The sequence below is a fragment of the Bradyrhizobium sp. HKCCYLS3013 genome, from assembly GCF_051167615.1.
Taxonomy (GTDB): Bacteria; Pseudomonadota; Alphaproteobacteria; order Rhizobiales; family Xanthobacteraceae; genus Bradyrhizobium.
Window position 1 is genome coordinate 1 of the sequence record NZ_JBNPTK010000024.1, and the last position, 18247, is coordinate 18247.

General features: G+C 60.5%; 18 protein-coding genes and 1 tRNA gene. 13 read left to right on the plus strand and 6 right to left on the minus strand.

Annotated features, from left to right (window positions below):
* The first annotated feature begins 337 nt into the window (after positions 1–337).
* From ACQR1F_RS29625 to ACQR1F_RS29645, 5 genes are all read left to right on the plus strand, one after another.
* Positions 338–1540, plus strand: coding sequence for a C39 family peptidase (locus ACQR1F_RS29625; protein WP_434887189.1), 1203 nt, complete (start codon positions 338–340; stop codon positions 1538–1540).
* A gap of 20 nt (positions 1541–1560) precedes the next feature.
* The gene (locus tag ACQR1F_RS29630; RefSeq protein ID WP_434839256.1) at positions 1561–3009 is read left to right on the plus strand and encodes a radical SAM protein; all 1449 of its coding nucleotides are present in this window, start codon (positions 1561–1563) and stop codon (positions 3007–3009) included.
* Positions 3010–3032: 23 nt separating this feature from the next.
* Positions 3033–3281 carry a hypothetical protein gene (locus ACQR1F_RS29635; RefSeq protein ID WP_315805369.1) on the plus strand — a complete coding sequence of 83 codons (249 nt, stop codon included), beginning with the start codon at positions 3033–3035 and terminating at the stop codon, positions 3279–3281.
* Positions 3282–3568: 287 nt separating this feature from the next.
* Entirely contained in the window at positions 3569–4135 is a 567-nt protein-coding gene (locus tag ACQR1F_RS29640) for an HPF/RaiA family ribosome-associated protein (protein ID WP_316177675.1), read from the plus strand.
* Positions 4136–4191: 56 nt separating this feature from the next.
* Positions 4192–5184: a ribose-phosphate diphosphokinase gene (locus ACQR1F_RS29645; RefSeq protein WP_316217681.1), complete on the plus strand. Its 993-nt coding sequence runs from the start codon at positions 4192–4194 to the stop codon at positions 5182–5184.
* Between the two features lie 10 nt (positions 5185–5194).
* Here the strand turns inward: ACQR1F_RS29645 and ACQR1F_RS29650 are convergent, their stop codons facing one another.
* Positions 5195–6133: a hypothetical protein gene (locus tag ACQR1F_RS29650; RefSeq protein WP_434914370.1), complete on the minus strand. Its 939-nt coding sequence runs from the start codon at positions 6131–6133 to the stop codon at positions 5195–5197.
* Between the two features lie 241 nt (positions 6134–6374).
* On the opposite strand from ACQR1F_RS29650, the gene ACQR1F_RS29655 reads away from it, so the two are divergent.
* A complete protein-coding gene (locus tag ACQR1F_RS29655; RefSeq protein WP_316177680.1) occupies positions 6375–7037 on the plus strand; it encodes a phosphoribosyltransferase in 663 nt (220 codons plus the stop codon).
* Between the two features lie 12 nt (positions 7038–7049).
* Here ACQR1F_RS29655 and ACQR1F_RS29660 read toward each other — a convergent pair whose 3' ends face one another.
* Positions 7050–7412 carry a ChaB family protein gene (locus ACQR1F_RS29660; RefSeq protein ID WP_410051917.1) on the minus strand — a complete coding sequence of 121 codons (363 nt, stop codon included), beginning with the start codon at positions 7410–7412 and terminating at the stop codon, positions 7050–7052.
* Between the two features lie 20 nt (positions 7413–7432).
* Here ACQR1F_RS29660 and ACQR1F_RS29665 point away from each other — a divergent pair, with 20 nt between their 5' ends.
* The 4 genes from ACQR1F_RS29665 (at position 7433) to ACQR1F_RS29680 (ending at position 11475) form a co-directional block, all read left to right on the plus strand.
* Positions 7433–8776, plus strand: a complete 1344-nt coding sequence (locus tag ACQR1F_RS29665; protein ID WP_434839252.1) for a nicotinate phosphoribosyltransferase — start codon at positions 7433–7435, stop codon at positions 8774–8776.
* Positions 8777–8843: 67 nt separating this feature from the next.
* Positions 8844–10559, plus strand: a complete 1716-nt coding sequence (gene polX, locus ACQR1F_RS29670) for a DNA polymerase/3'-5' exonuclease PolX (protein WP_434914371.1) — start codon at positions 8844–8846, stop codon at positions 10557–10559.
* A gap of 75 nt (positions 10560–10634) precedes the next feature.
* The gene (locus ACQR1F_RS29675; RefSeq protein WP_434914372.1) at positions 10635–10964 is read left to right on the plus strand and encodes a hypothetical protein; all 330 of its coding nucleotides are present in this window, start codon (positions 10635–10637) and stop codon (positions 10962–10964) included.
* A gap of 163 nt (positions 10965–11127) precedes the next feature.
* Positions 11128–11475, plus strand: coding sequence for a c-type cytochrome (locus ACQR1F_RS29680; RefSeq protein ID WP_315805377.1), 348 nt, complete (start codon positions 11128–11130; stop codon positions 11473–11475).
* 173 nt (positions 11476–11648) lie between these two features.
* Here the strand turns inward: ACQR1F_RS29680 and ACQR1F_RS29685 are convergent, their stop codons facing one another.
* The 3 genes from ACQR1F_RS29685 to groL form a co-directional block, all read right to left on the minus strand.
* On the minus strand, positions 11649–12074 hold the full coding sequence (locus ACQR1F_RS29685; RefSeq protein ID WP_315805378.1) for a DUF2267 domain-containing protein: 426 nt from the start codon (positions 12072–12074) through the stop codon (positions 11649–11651).
* Between the two features lie 109 nt (positions 12075–12183).
* The gene (locus ACQR1F_RS29690; protein WP_434914373.1) at positions 12184–13038 is read right to left on the minus strand and encodes a universal stress protein; all 855 of its coding nucleotides are present in this window, start codon (positions 13036–13038) and stop codon (positions 12184–12186) included.
* Between the two features lie 152 nt (positions 13039–13190).
* On the minus strand, positions 13191–14813 hold the full coding sequence (gene groL, locus ACQR1F_RS29695) for a chaperonin GroEL (protein WP_434890897.1): 1623 nt from the start codon (positions 14811–14813) through the stop codon (positions 13191–13193).
* Between the two features lie 230 nt (positions 14814–15043).
* Between groL and ACQR1F_RS29700 the strand changes: the two genes are divergently transcribed.
* The 3 genes from ACQR1F_RS29700 to ACQR1F_RS29710 all read left to right on the plus strand — a co-directional run bounded on the left by ACQR1F_RS29700 (position 15044) and on the right by ACQR1F_RS29710 (position 18014).
* Complete coding sequence (locus tag ACQR1F_RS29700) at positions 15044–16279, plus strand: hypothetical protein (RefSeq protein WP_434914374.1); 1236 nt, start codon at positions 15044–15046, stop codon at positions 16277–16279.
* Between the two features lie 224 nt (positions 16280–16503).
* Positions 16504–17592 carry a hypothetical protein gene (locus ACQR1F_RS29705; protein ID WP_434914375.1) on the plus strand — a complete coding sequence of 363 codons (1089 nt, stop codon included), beginning with the start codon at positions 16504–16506 and terminating at the stop codon, positions 17590–17592.
* 215 nt (positions 17593–17807) lie between these two features.
* On the plus strand, positions 17808–18014 hold the full coding sequence (locus tag ACQR1F_RS29710; RefSeq protein WP_434914376.1) for a hypothetical protein: 207 nt from the start codon (positions 17808–17810) through the stop codon (positions 18012–18014).
* A 13-nt stretch (positions 18015–18027) separates the two neighbouring features.
* Here ACQR1F_RS29710 and ACQR1F_RS29715 read toward each other — a convergent pair.
* Positions 18028–18103 (minus strand) — tRNA-Ile (locus ACQR1F_RS29715).
* Positions 18104–18247 lie beyond the last annotated feature (144 nt).

An 18247-nucleotide genomic window follows, 5' to 3' on the forward strand; every position in this document is an offset into this window, starting at 1 on the left:
GGCTGTACCTGTGGTACCTGCCGCCTGCATTCTTTTGAGCAGGCGGGCCACGGGCCTCAGCCGAGGTCCGGCCTTCCCCGCGCCCTCTCGTTTCAGGGCGACATGACGAATGCATCACCTGGGCGTTGCGCGCCACGGGAGCGTGAGATCGTGTCTCGCCGGAGGATCTGCGTGGCATGATGGATTGTCGACCCATCCGGTCGCGTCCGCCATGAGGCGAATCTGAAACGGCCATCGAGAGCGCAAGGAAATGACGACTCTATTTTGATTTGAATCAAATCATACATTCTACTTGTGATTTCAAATACCCGAGCGGTTGGACGGCGGGGGAGGCGAGATGGCGACCATTCCAGTTGAGCAGGCACGCTCGGTTGCGATGTTCCACGCCGCTTCGAAAAGCGCTCCAGATATCGCCGATCGACAAATGGCGCGGTTTTTCGGCTCGGACCTCGATCCAAACCCGATCATTATTTTTGATCTGACCGGCACGCCCGCATTCTATGATTTCAGCTTCTATCAACAGGCTCTACTCGTCGGCGTCATCAGGTGCACGGCGGACACGAGGCTGCAATCCGCAGCCTGGGCATTCGAGCCGCCGTCGCGGCAGCTGTCCGACACGAACGCACTCAAGATCGCGACGGAAGCGATGAACAAGATCGCGCCGGACGCAACCCTCGTCAGCCATTCCTTCGTCGCATATTCGTACGCAAAGATCGGCGTTCGCGTTTCCTACGTCAAGGATGGTCACCCCGCATCGTTCATCGTCGACTACTATGATCGATCGGTTCTCACGCAGACCGATCTCGCTCCGAGTCCGCCGCCGGTCGATTTGCTGGATAGCATCGACGGGCTCATTCCCCACTCGATCTTGGACTCTCAGAAGCTCGGTTTTCTCGACCTCTCGGAGCCAGAGCCGCTACGTGGCCAGAGCGAGCGAGAAATGATTCGCAGCATCGTGTCTGGGATTCTGCCGGAAAGCGGTGATCTGCCGGACATCAAGTTTGACGATTCCGACTATAAGACGCTGCAGGCCTACTTTGCCGCGACGCCGCCGGCGATCGCATCCTCGATCCTGCCGGTTCCTCTCTTTGCGCAGATTACGCCTGTCTATTGCGCGGTCGCATCCGCGCAGATGATCCTGGCGTATTTCGGATTCACGGCGACACCCGAGCAAATTGCCGAACAGATGAAGCCTGGCCCCAAGGGCGCCACCAACAAAGCCCAAGTCTCGGCGTATCAGTTTTTTGCGGGAGGGCGATTGGCGCCGACCTTTGATCAAGCTCCGAGTTTCGATCACGCCCTCGACGCGTTGCAGAAATTCATTCCGTTCAAGAGCGGTCTCCCAGGCCATGCGCGTGTCTGCCGCGGCTGGAAGCAATATTCCTTCGTATCGTCTCTCACCGGAAATGTGACGGGAACTGAGCACTATTTTCTGATCAATGATCCATATCCCGTGGGCGAGGGCAGCATTCGCTGGGAGAACCTCAAGAACCACAACTACGCCAATGCGATCAGCTTCAGCCGAATGGGAGGCACATGATGCCGTGTCCGGATTTGCGCGTGAGCAAGTACTGCATCTGGACGCCTGTGGACGGCGCGGTATTCGGCCTGCATGGCTACACCGGGGGCATGGTCCTCGTTTCGCAGGATCTGTTCGAGTCGTTGACCGAGAGAGGCTCGCTCGACCTGATACGTCAGAGATATCAGGACGAGTTTGATGCCTTATGGCTGCGCGGCTTCATCACGAGCCTTACCCCCTTGGAGGAGCGAGAGGCGGTGGTGGAGATCTCCAGATCCCTGCAGGCACGTCGCCGGCAACTACATTTCGTTATCGCGCCAACCTTTGACTGCAATTTCCGCTGCAGTTACTGTTTTGAGCGGGAGCTGCAGAACGACATCGATCGCCGACCAAACCCGCTTTCGCAGATCGATCGTGCGACCAGCGATCGACCTGGTGCCGACTCGGGCGCTTGTTTCATGGGCCACGGCGACAAGGTGAGCATGTCGCGAGACGATGTCGATGCGGTGTTTGCCGGCATCGATGATCTGATCGAGCAGTCGGAGACCAAACAATGGTCCAGGAACATCACCTTGTTCGGCGGAGAGCCCTTGTGGGTTTCCAATCTTCCGGTCATCGAACGCGCCGTCGAGCTCGGCAGCTCGCGAGGCTTCCGCTTCTCGGCGGTTACCAACGGCTATGACGTCGATCGGTTCATGGACGTCATCGGGGTCGACGCAATCCATTCACTCAACATCTCGGTCGATGGCACGCGGGCGATCCATGACAAGCAACGATTCCTGACCAACGGCGGAGGGACCTTTGACAGGATCGTGGACAATATCGATCTGGTCCTGAGGGAGCGGCCCGGCGTTCGCGTCGTTGTGCGCTTCAATTTCAGCCGCGCCAATTTCCACGAGCTCAGACCGTTGCACGATTTGTTCGGTTCTCGCGGCTTCCTGCAGAATCCGAATTTTGATCTCAATGCAAACATCATCTACGACAAGGCCAATGGTCGGAAGACACTGCGGTCCGATCGCGAGCTATTGGATATCGTGCTGGCGCAGGCGCCGAAAACGAATGTGTCGCTGGATTGCTTCAATGCGGGCGTCGCGGGCCGGATCGTGAGCGCGATCCGGAAGCGGGAAGAATTCCGGTTCTCCGGTTCTTATTGTGCGGCCAATGCGGGAATGTACATCTTCGCACCCGACGGCGGCCTCTACAAATGTTGGGAAGACATTGGCGCAGCTCGCTCGCTGGTCGGCAGCTATCGAGAGCGGCCGGTGGTGCTCAATGGCAGAGACGATCAGTGGAAGGGGCGCCAACTTGAAGGCATGGCAAAATGCCAGTCATGCCGTTTTGCGCTCATCTGTAGCGGCGGGTGCGCCCAGCATGCTCACCAGCAGATGGGAAGCATGAACGATAAATACTGCGACAATTTCGACAAGCGATATGCCGTTTCGGTGGCCAAGGTTGGCGACGAGATTCGTAAACTGGTCGTATGTGCGTAGCAAGGTGGAGAGAGGATCAAGTCATGTCTGACATCAAGATGCCCGAAGACAAGCTGGACGTCTTCAAGCTGATGACGACCCAGCACATCAAGGTTCTGAACCAGAAGGGAGCGAACCTGAAATACGAGAAGCTGACGGTCGGCCAGCTTCTCGAGATGCTCGGCTTCAAGCGACCGGAAGCCGGGGCAGCCGATGCGATCTCGGTCGACGAGGAGCCCGAGGGTTGGCTTTGCGGAGCCGACAGCGTCTGCGGCTTGAACAAGTCCGCGTGAGGGACTCCGGCGAAGCCAATCGTCGGACCGCATGATCGGCAGCCATCACCTCGGCCAGGCGCGCGTCATTGCATCTGGCCGCGGTGTGCTGCGCGAAACACTGGCGGATCCGGAAGAAGTGCGATCGTTGGCGGAAGCTTGGACGGTGACACGGCCCTGCCAATACAGGTGGTCACGCTTGAGCGGTTCTGTGGCCGCAACATTCTTGCTTAAGGCAGGTTGATCTTGCTCAAAGCTGCTCCTCGCGCCCGTGGTCCAATAAGTTTGACACGGGAGAGGAGCCGGAAATGCAAACATCAGTTCAAATTGAATTTGAAGGGATCCGCGTGTCCGCCGAAATCCGGGCCGCCGTCGAGCAACATGTCGCGGAACTGGAGAGTCGCTTTGGCCGGATCACTGCGGCTCGCATCATGGTCAAAGGTCCGGGCGGTCATCACCAAACCGGCGGTCAATATCTGGTGAGCGTTCGGCTGGCGCTGCCTGACGGTCGGGAGGTCCACGTTGGACGTACCCCGAAGCTGGATGAACGGTACGACGACTTGACCTTCGCCGTGGACAACGCATTCAAACGCGCGCGTCGACAACTGCAGGACCGGGCGCGACTGATGCGGGGCGACGTCAAGACGCATGAGCCTCAACCCATCGGAACCGTTGCGCGTATCGATCCAAGCGGCCAGTTCGGCTTTCTGGAAGCCGCGGACGGCCACGAAGTCTATTTCAACTGCAATAGCGTCGTTGAGGGTGGATCAAGCATCGTGCCCGGCGCCCGCGTCAGCTACGTTGAGGAGATCGGAGAGAAGGGACCGCAGGCGAGCACGGTCAGAATGCTCGGGAAACATGGGCTGCGGGCTTAGCTCGGCGGCTGAGTGGGGACGCGGACGACGGGCAGGTTTGACGTTGGAGGTAACCGATGATTGGTGATCGCCTGCGCTTGTTCTGTCTTCATGGCACGGAGGTGCTTGGCGAAAAAGTTGCTCATGCGCTTGGATGCCGTCTCGCCGCTGTCGAAGAACGCAGCTTCGAGGACGGCGAACACAAGGTGCGGCCGCTGGAGGTTGTCGCCGGCTGCGACGTCTACGTTCTGCATAGCCTCCATGGCGGTCCTGACGAGAGTCCGAACGACAAGCTGTGCCGGCTGCTGTTCCTCGTCGGGGCATTGAAGGATGCCGGTGCCGCGCGGGTGACGGCAGTCACACCGTATCTGTGCTATGCGCGAAAAGATCGTCGCACCAAGGCCAATGACCCGGTCACGATCCGTTATCTTGCGACCATGTTCGAGGCGATCGGTGTTGACGCGGTGGTGACCCTCGAAGTTCACAACGAGGCCGCGTTCGAGAACGCGTTCCGTTGCCCATCGGTCGCGTTGAGCACGGCGCCGCTCTTGATCGGCAGGATCAGGGCGATCGCAGCTGATCGGCCGATTGCCGTGGTTTCGCCGGATCTCGGAGGCGGCAAGCGAGCGGACCTGCTTCGCGAGGTTCTTGGGAAGGCGCTCGGCCGTCCGATCGGCAAGGCGTTCGTGGAGAAGCATCGCAGCTCCGGTGTCGTCTCGGGCGATTTGTTCGCGGGGGAGGTGGCGAACTCGCTGTGCGTGATCGTGGACGATCTCATCAGCAGCGGTGGAACCCTGGTGCGGGCGGCGAAGGCGGCCCGTGCCCATGGAGCCGAAGAGGTGATAGCTTGCGTCGCGCACGGCCTGTTCATGCCGGGCGCGGCAACGACGCTCGCCGATCCTGCGATCGACCGCATCATTGCGACCGACAGCGTGCCGCCGTTCAGGCTTCCGCCGGGCGCGGTTCGCGACAAGCTCGAGATCGTCTCGGCGGCGCCCCTTCTTGGAGAGACCATTCGTCGGCTGCACCACAACGAGCCGCTGACGGAGCTGCTTCCGTATCAGGATTGATCCCTGCAATTCAAATTCTGGCTCTCGCCGTGAGCTGCCGCTCGAGCTGCGCTGCGTCCGCCTTGGCAAGTTTGAGATAGGTGCGCGTCAGCCGCGGCCATTTTTCCGGCGTCCGTGGATGGGCGTCGGCGAGATGAGCGATGGATAGCCTGGCGCGCAGCATGGCCCGGCCAATCCGATAGAACAAGAACAGTCCGCTGGCCGGGTCATCATTGAGCTGGACGGCCAGATGCCGCCGAAGCCTCTCAGCGACCCACAGTCCTCCCAGTCGGGCGCATTCCAAGTGCAGAAAGGCAATTTCGTCCAGAGCATCGGATGTCCGCAAGCGGGCATTGAACTCCAGGCAGTCGATGATGGGGAAGGGAGGGCTCAACCAGATATGTTCCGGCCGCAGATCGCCATGGCCGTCAAGGACGTGCCGGTGATGCACCCGCTGCGCCAGCAGCTCGGTCCGCTGCCGCAGGAAACGGCATTGCAGGTCGGCAATGCGCTCGATGGTGCCGCAGGGGAGGTCGAAGGCCGGCTCGAGCAAACCTCGCCGATCCGCAAGAACTGCCTGTTGCAGGGTCACCATGTAGCTCTCCGGATTGATCATGATCCGGCGCGCATGCGAATAGAAGCGGCTCAAACGACTGGCCAGGCCATCGATCTGGGCCTGGGAGACCTTGCGATCGCGAAGCCCGGCTTCGAGCGTCTGGCCTTCGTCGAGCCGGCGCATGACGACGAGCCAATCAACGATGTGTCCGCCGCCTCCGATGGCGTAGCCACCCGGCGCAGCCGTCAGCGGCACCACGCCGTGATAGACATCGGGCGCCAGCCTTCGGTTCAGCGAAACCTCAGCGCGGCAGGCGTCTGCGCGGCGCTCAAGGCTGGAGAAATCGAGATATGGAAAATGAACCGGCTTCTTGAGCTTGTAGACGCGCTCGTCAACCATGAAGACCCAGGACATGTGGGTCTCCCGCGTGATCACGGCGTGGGGCGTCGGGACATAGCTGTCCGGCCGGCTGAGAAACGCCACCTTGCGAGCAAGAGCTGTCGCGCTGCTATTCTCAGCGTCATCGTCCCAGGGTTCATTCTGCCATCCGGGCATATGATGCCTATCGCCAATCGCGGCTGTCGGCAGCTTGATACGGATCAATAGCAGTGGCTGTCCGGCTCATATCCTGCGCCTCTTCCGCGTGAGGTCTGCCATGCTGTTCCAGAACCGAACCGATGCCGGCCGGCAACTCGCCGAGGCTCTGCTCAAATACAAGGGGCGGCACCCGGTCGTTCTTGCGCTGCCGCGGGGCGGCGTGCCGGTTGCGGCGGAAGTCGCAGCAGCCCTCAATGCGCCACTCGATCTGCTGCTGGTCCGCAAGATCGGGCTGCCGGGGCAGCCGGAGCTCGCAATGGGTGCCATCGCGGATGGGGAGGGCATGACCACCATTCGTAACCAGGACGTGATCGAGCTGTCCGGCGTCACTTCAGAAGAGTTTGAGGTCGTCTGCAAAAAGGAACGTGCTGAGATCGAACGGCGTCGCGAGCGCTATCTGGGCGATCGGGCTCGTGCCGAAGTCAAGGGGCAGGTCGCGATCATCGTCGATGACGGCGTTGCGACAGGCGCAACCACGCTTGCTGCCATCAAGGCTGTTCGGAAGCAGGAACCGAAAGAGCTCGTGCTTGCGGTCCCGGTCGCGCCGCTGGACACCATCAGGAAATTGCATGCGGAAGTCGATGCCGTCGTCTGTCTGCATGAGCCTCAGGAGTTTGGCGCGATCGGCTATTTCTATCGCGACTTTCATCAGGTCGGCGACGACGAGGTGATTGCCACTTTGAGACAGTTTCCATCAAACAGATCCATGCCCGCTTCCTGACGAGCCGGCGGTCTAATGATCGTGGGGCAGCGGTTCCCAGCGGTCGCCGACCTTCACGTAGGATCGCTTCACCGCCGCCCAGGCTATGCGGTGAGCAATCTCCTCCTGCCGTTCGTCTTCCGCATGGGAGGCAAAGGCGTGGTTGAACGCTTCGCGATAAATGTCCTGCGCGTGTGATGGGAGGTGCGCGCGAACAGGAGGGGGAAGATCGATATTTGTGCGATACGGCATGGCTCGTGCCTCGGACGTAAACTGCCGCGCCTTGCTCGGGACGCCGCGGCGTTTCCACCAGAAAGGATAGACGCAGCTTGCTGCCGCCTCTTGACCGGCGTCAAACAGGAAATGCGCATAAATCGACAGGATGACCGACGTCATGTGAGCGCCGAGGAACATCGATGGACCCGTCACCGAGCGCGCTGCTAACCGATCTGTATCAGATGACCATGATCGAGGCGTATCTTGAATCGGGCCAGACTGATACAGCCGTGTTTGAGTTCTTTGTACGCAAGCTGCCGCCGCAGCGCAGCTTCCTGATGGCGGCCGGACTGGAGCAGGCGCTCGACTTCCTGCAAAACATGCGGTTCTCGCAAGACGAACTCGACTGGCTTGAGCGAACTGACAGGTTCAGCAAGTCGTTGATCGACTATCTCGCCAATTTCCGCTTCACCGGCGAGGTCCACGCGATGCCGGAAGGCACCGTGTTCTTCGGCAATGAACCGATCCTTAGGGTTACAGCTCCTTTGCCGGAGGCGCAGCTTGTCGAGACGCGCCTGATCAACATCCTGCATTTTCAGACACTGATTGCCTCCAAGGCCGCGCGCATGGTCTTACTCGCGCCAGACAAGCTCCTGATCGACTTCGGCTTGCGTCGCGCCCATGGTGCCGAGGCAGGGCTGCTGGCTGCCCGCGCGAGCTATGTCGCGGGATTTTCCGGCACGGCAACCCTCCTGGCCGAGAAGTCATTCGGCATTCCGACCTATGGAACCATGGCGCATTCGTTCGTTCAATCCTTTGATGACGAAGCTGCAGCATTCGAAGCGTTTGCGCGCGCCCGGCCGAAGAATCTCGTTCTGCTGATCGACACTTATGACACCGAGGCGGCCGCGAGGAAGGTCGTCATGCTGGCGCCCCGATTGAAGGAGCTTGGAATTGCCGTCAGCGCCGTGCGGATTGACAGCGGGGATCTGTCTGCGCTCGCCAGGAACGTGCGCTGCATTCTGGATGCCGGCGGACTCCACGACACCGGCATCTTTGTCAGTGGCGGAATAGAGGAGGGCACCCTGATTGCCTTCGCTCGGGACGCGGCGCCGATCGACGGTATCGGCATCGGCACGGGCCTCGTCACGTCGTCCGATGCGCCAGCACTCGACTGTGCCTATAAGCTGCAGGAGTATGCGGGCTTGCCGCGCCGCAAGCGCTCGACGGGAAAGGCCACCTGGCCCGGCCGCAAGCAGGTTTGGCGCCGGTATGACAGCGATGGCCGTATGCTCGCCGACATTCTTTCGACCGAGGAGGACCAACAGGAGGGGGAAGCGCTGATCCAAGCTGTGATGCTCGGCGGACGCCCTGTCGGCTCTCGACCATCACTTCACGACATCCGGGCTCACGCGCGCCGGCAACTGGATCAACTGCCTCCGGAGCTGAAAGCCTCCAAATCGGTTGCGCCCTATCCGGTTCAGATTTCAAGCCGTCTTGAACAGTTGGCAGCTGTCGCCGACCGGATAGGCTCGCGTCCCTGAATTCTGATCTGCATCAAGGGAAACAGCTCGATCCGTCTCTAGCCTGTCGAGCGACGGAGGTGCATCGATGCCGGTACAGAATGCCGAAATTGCAGAGATGTTCGACCAGACCGCCGAACTTCTCGAGATCAAGGGCGGCAATCCGTTTCGTTCGCGGGCCTATCGCAATGCTGCGCGGGTGATCGAGCGCCTTCCCAAGAGCATCACCAACCTCTTGAAGGCGGGCGAGGATCTTTCCGAGCTGCCAGGTATCGGCAAGGATCTGGCAGGAAAGATCGAAACGATCGTCGCGACCCATCATTTCGATGTGCTGGACAAACTCAAGCGTGAACTGCCCGGCGATCTCGGTGAGATCGCTGCGCTCCCGGGCCTGGGTCCGAAGCGCGTCAAACTGCTCTACGACAAGCTGGGCGTGCGGTCACTCGAGGACCTCAGGCGCGCGGTGAAGTCGGGTCGGCTGAGAGAGCTTCGAGGCTTCGGTGCCAAGAGCGAGGAAAAGCTCGCCGCGGCGCTGGCCAAGCCTCGCGCCGAGAGGCGCTTCAGATTATCCGAGGCCGAAGCCGAAGCGGAAGCACTCCTCAGCCATCTGAGGCCGAACGCGAGCAACGGACGGGTGATCGTCGCCGGAAGCTACCGCCGCAGGCGCGACACCATCGGCGATCTTGATATCCTGATGGTGGCGCGTGACGGCCACGCCGCCGGCGAGAGACTCTCTCGATATGACAATGTCGCTGATGTGCTTGCTCATGGCGATACGCGGACGGCGGTGGTGCTGCGCTCCGGGCTGCACGTCGACCTGCGCGTTGTTCCTGAGGCAAGCTACGGCGCCGCGCTGATGTATTTCACCGGATCCAAGGCGCACAACATCTCCTTGCGCGGACTCGCTAACGACCACGGCTGGAAGCTGAACGAATACGGCCTCTTCGCCGGTAAACGGCGCATCGCCGGAGCAACCGAGGAGGAGATCTACGGCAAGCTCCGGCTGCCCCTGATTCCGCCCGAGATGCGCGAGGATCGCGGCGAGATCGCGCTCGCAAAGGCAAAAAAGCTCCCGAAACTGATTACGCTGTCCGATATTCGAGGCGACCTGCACGTCCATTCCAAATGGACCGACGGCACCGCCGCGATCGCCGAGATGGCGGCTGCCGCCAAGGCAAGGGGCTATGCCTATATGGCTCTGACCGACCATAGCCAACACGTCACTGTCGCCCATGGTCTCGATGCCGGACGTCTGTCGCGTCAGATCGACGAGATCGATCGTTTGAACGACCGGCTGGATGGCTTTACGGTGCTGAAAGGTGCTGAAGTCGATATTCTGGCGGATGGACGGCTTGATCTGCCCGACAAGATCCTATCGCGGCTCGATCTGGTCGTTGCTTCCGTTCACTACAAATTCGAGCTCTCGCGCAAGATGCAGACCGAGCGCATCATCCGGGCGATGGACAATCGCCATGTCTCGATTATCGGTCATCCGACCGGACGGTTGATCGGGGACCGCGAGCCTTACGAGATCGAGATGGAAGCCGTCATTGCGGCGGCGCGCGAGCGCGGCTGTCATCTCGAACTCAACGCCGACCCGGACCGGCTCGATCTCAACGATATCCATGCTCATGCCGCCAAGTCCGCGGGCGTCAAGCTGGCAATCTCGACGGACGCACATTCGACGGCTGGATTCGCCAATATGCGTTTCGGCGTCGATCAGGCGCGCCGAGGCTGGCTCGAAGCCGCGGACGTCATCAACACCCAACCCTTGTCGCGGGCGAAGAAGATGCTGAAGCGCTAGCCGCATTGTTTGATCCTTCGCAACGTTGCGCACGCGATGTTGCGTTCTGTTAGGTAACAGCACAGGAGGGATGAAATGAGCTTCGAGAAGAAGATTGGCACGGTTGCGACCGCGGCTGTTCTGACCCTCGCGCTGCTTGCACCCACGGGGGCCGACGCTCGCAACGGGCGCGTTGCCGCAGGAATCGTCGGCGGCCTGGCTGCCGGCGCACTGTTCGGCGCGGCCCTCAGCGGCGGCTATTGGGGGCCGTATCCCTATTACGGCTATCCGGGGCCAGTCTATTACGACCCACCGGCACCGTATTGGGGGCCAGGTCCGTTTTGGGGACCGTACGGATACGGCGACTGCCATGTCCGGCCGGTCCGGCACAGGCGGCACGTGCACTACGCGCGGGTCTGCTATTGAATTCGCTTGCACTCGAGCAACGTGCAGGGCTGTCATGTTGCCGCGTCTCATGCGGACGAAGGACACGTGATTGGCTGTCGCGTGCTGGATGACGTGCAACGGGCGACGGTATGCGGATCGGTCAAGCCGGGCCGGTGCCGATCACTTGCGGAGAGTCGGACGCATGTCAGGGCGTTTCAAGGTTCGGGCTCTGGGCCTCCTGGTCGGGCTGCTCTCGTGTTGGCCGACAAACGTGGACGCCGCGAACCTCAGCAAGGCAGCGCAACGAGGCAGGGCCATCCTGCAGGAAAAATGCGGGCGCTGTCATGCGATCAGATCGGTTGGCGAAAGCCCGCTCGAGAATGCTCCGCCGATGCGCGATATCTACGCCCGGTTCAATCGGCGCGAGTTGCAGGCGGAGCTGTCGGAAGGCATGGTGTCGAGGCACAGGGATATGCCGCAAATTGAATTTTCCGACGAGGACGTTTACGCGATCATGAGCTACCTCTACGTTCTTGCAGTCAGGAAATGAATGCTCGTTGCCCAGGAAAGTGCTGATCCCTGCACATCGAAGTTCACGTGGTCGGGCTGCGTGGGTCCATTCGACGGTCTGACGGCATCGCCACTGGTCTGGCGGCACGCAGCTGGACCGGTATGAAGGCTTCCCGTCGGTGGGCGCTCGGCGGACGTGGCCAGATGCCCGGATTATGATTTCAATTCGCGGATCTGCGCCGGCAGATGGTGCATCAGTTTCTCAAATTCACCGGGATCGAGCTTCTCCCACGCGATCTCGAACACCCCGCGAATGACGCTCAGCGGCTCGATGGGAAATTGCTGGGGCAGCTCCATTGCGACGTGATCAGCAAAGTCGCTGGCATGTCGCTCCTTGGTCGGCGTTCCCGCCGCGTGCCAGTTCTCGTAGTAAATCCCGCGCAGGAGGATCGGCAGCTGGGCGCCAAGCTTGGTCGCCACCTCCGGAGGTACGCGATCGCGCAACGCATGCAGAACAGCCCGGAGCGCGTTGTAGGCCTGTTGACGGCTACCGAGCTCCAGCTGCTCCTCGATCGCCTTGAGCCAGAGATTCGTCTCCTGAATGGTGTGATCCAGCGCGGTAACACCTGTTACGCCCATGATGCGTTCTCCTAGATTGGCACATCAGAATAGCGGCATCCCGGATCGACGGCGTCACCGCAATCACTTCCATTCTCATGATCCGGTGAGCACGGATGCCGGCCTCGATTCAATGCGACAGCAGGGTCGGGATCGTCATCGTCTTCAGCATTTCACGGGTGACGCCGCCGAAAATGCCTTCCTGCAGGCGGGAATGCCCATATGCCCCCATCACCAGCATGTCGAGACTTTCGTCGGCGGCCAGGGACAGGATGGACGGCTGAATCTCGGAATGCTCCGCCGTCAGCTCAAGCAGCGTTGTCGTAAGTCCGGCACGAGCCATGTGTTCGGTCAATTTTCGCGCTGAAGCCTCGGTGGGAGCAACCTGCGCCTCATTGATCGAAATCGTGACCAGCGCTTCTGCCCGAGAGAGAAACGGTGTTGCGTCCTTGAAAGCACGGGCGGCAAGGCGGCTTCCATCCCAGCAGATGCCGATACGGTTGGCCTTGAAAGTGCCGCGGAAAATATGCGGCACGAACAGGACGGGTCCGCCCGCCTGGAGCAGGATCTCGGTCGCAGTCCTATTGTCGTGACTGTCCTGTGTTGCGTCCGTCTGCAGGACCACCGTCAGCTCATAGAGCCTGGCCGCAGCGCCGAGCGCGGACGCGGCTTCACCGGGCAGGTCCTCGACCGAGCGGCTTGCGTGAGAGATGTTTGCATTCCGGGCTTCCGTCTCGAAAATGGCGAGTGCGGCCGCGCTGCGTTGGGCGGCGCGCTGCCGCTCCATTTCGAATATCTCTGAAGCGACGACCGCTGCGCCGGCGCCTCCATCGACCACATACGCGCTACCGGGCGAGATGTATCCGACTGCAATCGCATCGAGATGGGCGTCGAACCGGGCAGCCAACGAGACTGCGGCAGAAACGACAGGCTGCGGTGGCCGCTCGGTCGGAATGTAGACGAGAATGTCGTTGATCTTGATCATGACGACCTCCCTCCGGGACCAAATCCATACTCTCAGTCGGATGAAGCGGCATGTTGACTTGAATCAACAGTCAATGACCGGCCGTCACTCACCGGTCCCGCAAAGTTGTTGCTCCGCTCGGGGGGGCACAGCCCCGTCTTCATGGTTTAGCGTCACGCCGGCATTTCCGATTCCGCTAGCCGTTCGCGCTTTGGCTCCGCGATTTCGGTCATCGTCGCCTCGGTGAGCAGGAGGATGCCGGCAACCGATACCGCGTTCTCGAGGGCTGTCCGAACGACCTTCGCGGGATCGACAATGCCGGCCTCGACGAGATCGACATATTGCTTGCGCGCGGCGTCAAACCCGAAATTGCCGACGCCACTCAGCATGCGCGCCACGACCACGCCGCCATCCGTTGCGGAGTTCTCCGCGATCTGGCGAGCGGGGGCCTCGAGCGCGCGCTTCAAGATCTGTACACCGGTCTTTTCGTCGCCTTCGCAGAGTGCTTCCTCCCTGCCGACGGCTTCGACGCATCGAAGCAAGGCAAGCCCGCCGCCTGGCACGATACCTTCTGCAACGGCCGCCTTTGTCGAACTGATGGCGTCGTCGAGCGCCTCTTTTCGTGACTTCATCTCGGCTTCAGTCGGCGCTCCCACACGGATAACGGCAACCCCGCCCGACAGCTTGGCGAGCCGCTCCTCAAGCTTCTCCTTGTCGTACTCGCTGGTGGTTTTCTCGATCTCGCGGCGAAGTTGTTGCATCCGCGCATCGATCTGGCTGCGTTCGCCTTTGCTGCCGATCAGCGTGGTGTTTTCCTTGTCGGCAACCACACGGGTGACATGCCCCAACTGCTGCAAAGTAGCGTTTTCAAGCTTCGAACCAAGATCGTCGGAGACGACCTGGGCGCCAGTGAGGATTGCAATATCCTGCAACATGGCCTTGCGTCGCTCACCAAAGCCGGGCGCCTTGACGGCGCAGCCTTTCAGCACGCCGCGAAGTTGATTAACGATGAGCGTGGCCAACGCCTCGCCTTCGATGTCTTCGGCGATGATCAGGAGCGGTTGTGCCGATTTTGCGATCTGTTCGAGCAGCGGGATAATGTCGCGCAGAGCGCTGATCTTGTGGTCGCACAACAGGATGAGCGGCTCTTCGAGAACCGCTTCCATGCGATCGGCATCGGTCACGAAGTAGGGCGACAGGAAGCCGCGGTCGAATTTCATCCCTTCGACCACGTCGAGCGACGTTTCGATGGTCTTGGATTCCTCCACCGAGATCACTCCATCGCTTCCGACTTTCTCGAGCGCATCGGCGACCAGCGCGCCAATGGACGGATCATTATGAGCCGAGATGGTGGCGACCTGAGCTCTTTCCGCCTTTGTCCTGACGGGTCGCGCCATTGCATGGAGGGCCGCTATCGTCGCGCGGGCAGCGCGGTCGAGGCCCCGTTTCAGATCGATGGCACTGGCGCCGGCGACGACGTTCCTGACGCCGTCGGCAAGAATCGCATGTGCCAGGATCGTGGAGGTGCTTGTTCCGTCGCCAACGAGATCGCCGGTCTTCTCCGCGGCCTGACGCAGCACCTGCGCTCCGAGATTCTCCTCCGGATCCTTGAGGTCGAATTCCTTGGCGATCGTGACGCCATCGTTGCATACGATCGGGGTGCCCCAGCTCTTCTGGATCAGTACTGATTTTGATTTCGGGCCGAGCGTCACCCGCACTGCGTCCGCAAGCAGCGAGGCTCCGCGCAGGATCTTCTCGCGGGCCGCGGAATGAAACAGCACCTGCTTGTGAGGCATCAATCGCTCCTCAGAAGGACGGCTTTCATCAGACCAAAATAGAAGTGACGCCGTTTTGAACGCTTGATCCTGATCAAGCCTAGGCCTGGGAGCGGCTCGCCGGCTGGACGCCGAGCAGCCTTGCATTGCCCCCAGAGCAAGCCTAGCTTGTTGCAAGCCTTGGTAGAAATCAGCTTTGCTGCGGCAACGCGCCGCGCAGCTCTCGCTGCGAAATTCATTGGGAGCGGGACGTGCGCTCTATTCCAATTCCTCGGCTCAATGGGCCTTTTTGGACCATTGTCCTTCAACTGGCGACATGCTTGCTTCCCGGCCTGGCGTGGGGCGACGCTCCCAGCAAGCCGGCGTTGACGGTTGTTCTCGAGCGCAATGAAATCCTCGCCGGCCAGACGATCAGCTTCGGCATATGGATTGAGAATGCGACCGAAGCCAGGATCATTGACGCGGGTCTTAGCTTGTTTGGTCCTCCGTTTTTGAGGATCGGAAGCCTCGGGCCAGACGGCACATGCGCCGTAAAAGACACCATCGGTCTCGGCACTGTTGAGCCCGGTTCGACTTTGGTGCGCAGCAGAATGTGCCTCAAAGCCGATTCCAGCATCGAAGAGCGCGACGAGAACCTGGCGTTCAGTGTCAGTTATTCGCTCCAAAACGTGAAGGACAGCAGAACGACCGCCGGCGCATTGGTAGCGGAAAAGAAGATGAGCATCGGCCTTTTTGGGACTGAGAGCGTCGGCGGTGTTTCGCTCCGCCTCGCGTCGTACGTCATTCCCGGCACGTTCTTCTTGATGATTTTGCGGCTATTCGCACCCAAGGAGTCAAAAATCGAACTCGGCGCGACCGAGTCCGTTACACTCAGCATTTTTATCTCGACTCTTTTGTTTCTTGGGACGGCGTATCTCATTCCTTCCTTGCAGCTGCGTTTTGCGGGGATCGGATCAACCGTGAGCGCGATCGCGTTTCTCGCGCTGTGTGGCACTGCAATTGTGCTTGGCGGAGTCTTGGCTGCCGTCCTGCAAGGTATTTCAAGGATCGGCGCTCGGGAGCGCAATGCGCGCATTGTCCAAGAAAACGATGGGGTCGGCCCGATAATTCAGAAAGCTGTGCGTGCGGCCGGGGGCAAATTCGATCCGGTTATGATGATCGCGGATGGCAGGCAATACTTCGGCTCGCTTGTCGTGCCTGCGAGCAATGGTGGCAGGATTCTGCTCGGCTGGTTTCAGCTGAAGGCCCCTGATGCGAAGTGCCGATCGGAACTGAAAGAATGGTTTGATAAAGATGAGTTCGTCAAACCGATTGAAGCAGCAGCCCGATGGGGAGTCGAACCGACCATGTTCGATCCGATCAAGGAATCAAAGGCCGGCAATCTGGAGCCGACCGAATTTCTCTGGATGTACTTTGACGAAAAGGCTGCGCGGTTGCCCGCCGGGCGCGAGGATCTTGCACAAATGAAACCGCTCACCTTGACCTGAACAGCCAGCCAGGACCGGCCTTGCGGCCGGTCCCGGGAGATCGCTGCCGCCTTGCTCGCCTGGTCGGTAAGCACTGGCGGCATATTTGGGCAGTCGCCCAGCTGTACAGCTCGGTGAGACTAGCGCGCATAGCGCGAGAAGACAATGGTTTGCGGATGACCGGTGAAGCGAGACGCCGGGGATGCTGCGCTTGTGAGGTAATCGATCTTGTGAGGAAATCGACAATGGCGCGCGTTGTCTATTGTGTTTTTGACGTCCACCTCTGGTCGCAGCCGTTCGTTGCGGCCGATTTTGATCCACGGGTTCACTTCCTTTGGTCCGCTCGTGAATATCGTGAGATGCGCAGCCAGGGGGCCAAGATTGAGCTCGCGAACCTTGTCCTTCTTCCACTGAACGATGAATTCGACCTGCGCCGAAATCACTTCTGGCCGCGCTATCAGGCGGTCGCCAGCAATATCGCGGGGACCATAGCCTCGTTTGGAGATGCCTGCGATCTTGTGTGGCCTCTGCGCTGCAGGCCCCAGACTCTCGATTTAACGCTCAACGGGGCCGTGTGGCACACCGCGGGGAAAGTGCGGTCAACGATTTGGCTTTGGCCGTTCGGCTGGTCTTCCATGCTCGAGATCGACCTTCCCGCAGACGATGAGTTTGACGGCCTGCTGGATATTGGAGTCTCGTTGCGTGAGAAGGACCCGGCTCCTTTGCTTCTGAAGGGAAAGGCGGTCGGGGTATCCGGCGCGCTTGCTCATCTCTCCCAACTCGTCAGGCAGGATCTGTGCACGCCGGCCGCACAGGGAAGGGCGATGGAAACGACCCGCCTTCCGCGCTACGTAGTCTGCGCGCTCGAACTGTCGAAAGGATTTCAGATCCGTGAGAACATTCCTGTCGCGGATCAGATGCTGTTGATCGGGGCTGTGCGCGGACAGCAGCTCGACCTCACCAAGTTTCTCAGCAATCGTCCGCTATTTACTCGGCTCGGCTACGGCAATTTTGCCGTTACCGATTTCGATGCGGGGACCGCAATCGTGCAGCGGCATTGGCAGGACCGGCCGGGCACAAAGCTCGAAAGCAATCATTGCTTCTACGTCAACACACGGAACTTTTTCTCGATTTTTCTGACACTTCATCGAATGATCTCCTACTTCACCGTGAAGTCAAAGGACGATGCAAGGGCGGTGGCGGCTGCATCAGTGCTTGCGTCCTTACCTGCCGAGTATCAAAACAAGCTCTGCTCGGATTTCGCCGCCAATTACGCGCCGCTGCACGGTGTTTCTGTTGCCGGTAACAAGAATCCCGCTCTGCCAGCTTCTTGAGGCAACAGTGCAGTATTCGCTACGCTGATCGTTCAGTGGATCGCAGGTCAATGTGCGGGAACATACGAGGCGGTCTTGGGCCAGGTGCGCCGCCGGGTGCCGCCCACAACTGCGTCCTGTTCGACGTGTCGAGATGCTGCGCGGCTCGCAGATGCAGGTGGGGATTGGGCGCAGAGCCCGCTCTTGGCGCTGGCGCCGAGCCACACGGCGGCGACGTGGCTTATGCAGCGGCGCGGGGTTCGTGGCAGGCCGCAGGCTTTCTCGGAATGTCGGTCAAGGTGCTGCTTGACACCTTCGGCCATCATCGCGCGGATTACGTGCGCGAGGCCGCGGCCGCGAATGCCTCGAAGGATCGCAAGCAGAACCTATCGGTGGTCGAAACGGTGGTTCACTTCGAAAAACACTTGGCGCGTAAGCCGTAACTCTTGAGCTCATTGGTGGGCCCGGCAGGACTCGAACCTGCAACCAGACCGTTATGAGCGGTCGGCTCTAACCATTGAGCTACAGGCCCCCGCGACGCCGAGGTCTTGCCGGCGGCGGGCAGGAGCGGGCCTGTCCGGCGCGGCGTCGAAACCCCAACGACGGCTCGGGCTCCGTTTACAGCCTGGCCAGCCATCCGGCAATGCCGCTGCCCGATTGTTTTGGCGCGCTTCCG